3 protein-coding genes and 1 pseudogene are annotated in these 3780 nt (G+C 43.2%); all 4 read left to right on the top strand.

Features of this window, described 5'->3' with window-relative positions; genetic code table 11:
* Positions 1–363 (top strand): annotated as a pseudogene (locus tag BLT_RS0113970) (ABC transporter substrate-binding protein); the annotation flags it as partial.
* Between the two features lie 298 nt (positions 364–661).
* Positions 662–2005 (top strand): NfeD family protein, encoded by a 1344-nt coding sequence (locus BLT_RS0113965; RefSeq protein ID WP_017728394.1) that lies wholly within the window; start codon positions 662–664, stop codon positions 2003–2005.
* Between the two features lie 18 nt (positions 2006–2023).
* On the top strand, positions 2024–3022 hold the full coding sequence (floA, locus tag BLT_RS0113960) for a flotillin-like protein FloA (protein WP_017728393.1): 999 nt from the start codon (positions 2024–2026) through the stop codon (positions 3020–3022).
* A 38-nt stretch (positions 3023–3060) separates the two neighbouring features.
* Entirely contained in the window at positions 3061–3639 is a 579-nt protein-coding gene (locus BLT_RS0113955) for a hypothetical protein (protein ID WP_017728392.1), read from the top strand.
* The last annotated feature ends 141 nt before the right edge of the window (positions 3640–3780 follow it).

Raw genomic sequence — 3780 nt, 5'->3', positions numbered from 1 at the left:
GAGTATTTTAAGAAAACGGGAATTTTCCCGATCATGCATGTTGTGGCGATCAAAGACGAAATATTAGAAAAAAATCCTTGGGTAGCTGCAAACCTATATAAAGCGTTTGTTGAGTCAAAGGAAAAAATCTATGAGGGCTTTCATCAAACTGCCGCGTTGAAAGTGACGCTACCGTGGTTGGTTTCAGAGATTGAACGAACGAAAGAAATTATGGGTGAAGACTTTTGGCCGTACGGTTTAGAGCAAAATCGCGCGACGCTCGAAGCATTTGTAACCTATTCCTATGAACAAGGATTAATTAAAAATAAGCTAGCGGTTGATGATCTTTTCGTAAAGTCAACGCTAGAAGAATATGTACTTTAAAGCTTTATATTAACGAAGTCACAGCGGCAATTCGTCTTGGGAAGGACGGGTTGCTTTTTGTGCTGGGCAAGTGATTGACTTGTGATGCTTTTAGACCTCTTTAATTTTAACAGACGTGATCCCTATTTCTCATAGAAATTTACCCATAATGTTTTTCTTTTTAGCACTTTGTTCGGTACAATAGGAGTAAGCAACCTTTTTAGAATAAACGGTTATAAATTAAAAATCGTGAAACCTTTTGTCACTACATAACGTAAAAGGAAGTATCACTCATTAAGAAAGGGGGAGGGTGAATGAAATGAGACGCAATGCTCGGATGTTAGGTTTTATTGCCTGCATCCTTATCGCTTTTTTATTACTTCCGTTTCAGCTTTTGGCCCAAGGTGAAATGCGAACATTGGATCAATCACTTGTCTATTACATTCCTGTCGAGCAGGAAGTGGAGCGTGGCCTAGAAGCATTTTTACAACGTTCGATAACATCTGCAGTTGAAGAAGGGGCAGACCACATCGTACTGGAGATCAATACCCCAGGTGGTCGCGTTGATGCGGCAAATAATATGGCAAATATTATGCGCAATACAGAGATTCCTATTACTGCCTATGTAACAAACGATGCCATTTCTGCAGGTGCTTACATTGCTCTCAACGCCGATCAAATTGTAATGGCACCAGGTGCAACAATGGGTTCAGCGGCTGTCATTGATGGTGCAGGTAACGCAGCTGATGAGAAAACCCAATCTTATTGGCTAGCAGAAATGAGTGCCGCTGCTGAACTGAATGACCGGGATCCTAAGTATGCTTTGGCAATGGCTGATCGAAGCATCGAAATTCCTGAATTAGGGGTGACAAGCGAGAGTCTGCTAACTTTGACGGCTAGTCAAGCTCTTGAAGTAGGGTATGCCGAAGCCATTGCAGCCGATCGAGGAGAGCTTCTTGAGTTTTTAGAGCTTGAAAATGCGTTTGAACAAGAGATGGAAGTAAGCTTTGCTGAGCAAATTGCCCGCTTTGTAACAAATCCGATTATTATTCCAATTTTGCTATCTATCGGTAGCTTAGGACTTGTTCTTGAGCTTTACTCACCAGGATTTGGGGTACCAGGCATTATGGGGATCTCCGCCTTGTTGCTCTTTTTCTTCGGGCATTTGATTGCTGGTTTTGCTGGCTTTGAGGCCATTATTTTGTTTGTTGTTGGGTTTCTACTCATCCTTGTGGAAGTGTTTGTCCCTGGCTTTGGTATTTTCGGTATTTTAGGAATTGCTGGGATCATTGGTGGTATGTTACTTGCTTCCTTTTCTACCGCTTGGATGACGGTTTCGATTCTTATTTCCGCAGTAATTACAACTGTTGTTTCAATCATTACTTTCCGTTATTTTGGAACACGTGGCCCTTGGAAAAAGATGATTTTGACCGATTCAACAAGCAGCGAAAAAGGCTATATTTCAAATGTGACAAGAAGTGAGATTGTCGGGTTAGAAGGGGAGTCTTTAACCCCACTTCGTCCTTCTGGATCAGGTGTTTTTGGTGATGAGCGCCTTGACGTCGTTTCTGAAGGAGGATATATTGAACGGGGTAGGAAAATAAAGGTCGTTTACACGTCAGGCTCTCGGATTGTTGTGCGTGAAGTGAAGGCCGAATCATAAAAAGGAGGAAGAAATATTATGGGTTCTTTGGATTTGGGTTTAATTATTATTCTAGGAATAATTATTATTGCCTTGGCTGTGTTATTTACTTTTGTGCCAGTTATGCTCTGGATTTCAGCACTGGCAGCAGGTGTGAAAATTGGTATTTTTGAACTGGTTGGAATGAGACTCCGCCGGGTCATCCCTGCACGTGTTGTTAACCCGTTAATTAAGGCAGTAAAAGCAGGACTTGATTTAAATACAAGCCGTCTAGAAGGACATTATCTTGCAGGAGGTAATGTTGACCGTGTTGTTAATGCATTGATTGCGGCACAACGTGCGAACATTGAATTGAGCTTTGAGCGTGCTGCTGCGATTGACCTTGCTGGTCGTGATGTTCTTGAAGCGGTGCAAATGAGCGTTAACCCTAAAGTAATTGAAACCCCTTTTATCGCTGGTGTGGCGATGAACGGGATCGAAGTAAAAGCGAAAGCAAGAATTACGGTGCGTGCCAATATCGACCGACTTGTCGGGGGTGCTGGTGAAGAAACAGTGATTGCACGTGTCGGTGAAGGGATCGTCTCGACAATCGGTTCAGCAAATGACCATAAAGACGTACTTGAAAACCCGGATATGATTTCTCAAACGGTTTTGTCTAAAGGCTTAGATTCTGGTACGGCTTTTGAAATCCTTTCAATTGATATTGCAGACATTGATGTCGGTAAAAACATTGGTGCTGAGCTTCAGACAGACCAAGCGGAAGCAGATAAGAAGATTGCTCAAGCGAAAGCAGAAGAACGCCGTGCAATGGCCGTTGCGCAAGAACAAGAGATGAAGGCTCGTGTCGAAGAAATGCGCGCGAAGGTTGTGGAGGCTGAGGCAGAAGTTCCGATGGCCCTTTCTGAAGCATTGCGTAAAGGAAACATGGGTGTCATGGACTATATGAACTATCAAAATGTGATGGCAGATACAGACATGCGTGGTTCGATTAGTAAGGCGACTGGTGACGATCAGCAAAGTGAAAAACGTGACCAATAATGACGCCTCTCTTATTTAAAAAGGAGGTGTGTTGACAAGTGGAAGCTTTGTTCGAATTTATTATGGCGAATCTATTTTTCTTTCTATTGATTATTGGGGGCTTGTATAGCTTTTTTACTCGGATGGCAAATGGAGGAGAAGAGCAGCAAAAAAAACGGGGGCAACAGCAGCAACGACCTCGCCAAGGACAAAACAATCAATCTCCTAGGCGAGAGGAGCAAGAGATTGATTGGCGGGAGATTTTTCGTCAAGAAGCAGCAGAGCCTGAGCGTAATCCTCATCCTCAGTCAACAGCTCAAGCTGAGCGCTATGAATTTGAGCCTCCCTCTGTGGGAGATCAAGAGCTGCAAGCGAGCATTAACAAGCAACAGGCGCTTTATGACCGCTATGAAGAGGCAAAAGAAAAAAAGCAAGAGACATCAAGACAGCTTAGTGATAAGGTTTCATCATTCGATAGAGCCATTTCAAAAGATAAGAAACGAGATAGCCTTGATCTCAACTTAAATAACCTTTCTAACAAAGAGGTAATGAAAGCAGTTGTTTGGGCCGAGGTGCTTGGTCGCCCGCGCTCACGCAACCCTCATCAATCATTCAGTGGGCCTCGCCGAATAAAATAATAAGCAAAAACCCGTGTGGAGTGTACAGTACGTGCTCTACACGGGTTTTCTGTCTTTAAGGAAATGAGGCTGGGACGTAACTAACGTGTATGATTGAACATGCGAACAATGCACAACCTTAGCGGAGGATATATACGTAGA

The organism is Halalkalibacterium ligniniphilum, assembly GCF_000334155.1.
Taxonomy (GTDB): Bacteria; Bacillota; Bacilli; order Bacillales; family Bacillaceae_D; genus Halalkalibacterium; species Halalkalibacterium ligniniphilum.
The sequence above is the reverse complement of the archived record's forward strand: the minus strand, read 5'-3'. Positions and strand labels throughout refer to the sequence as shown.

Bases quoted from the DNA above. Each gene is read 5' to 3' on its own strand.
- BLT_RS0113965 (WP_017728394.1), top strand. From the start codon at position 662: ATGAGACGCAATGCTCGGATGTTAGGTTTTATTGCCTGCATCCTTATC.
- floA (WP_017728393.1), top strand. From the start codon at position 2,024: ATGGGTTCTTTGGATTTGGGTTTAATTATTATTCTAGGAATAATTATT.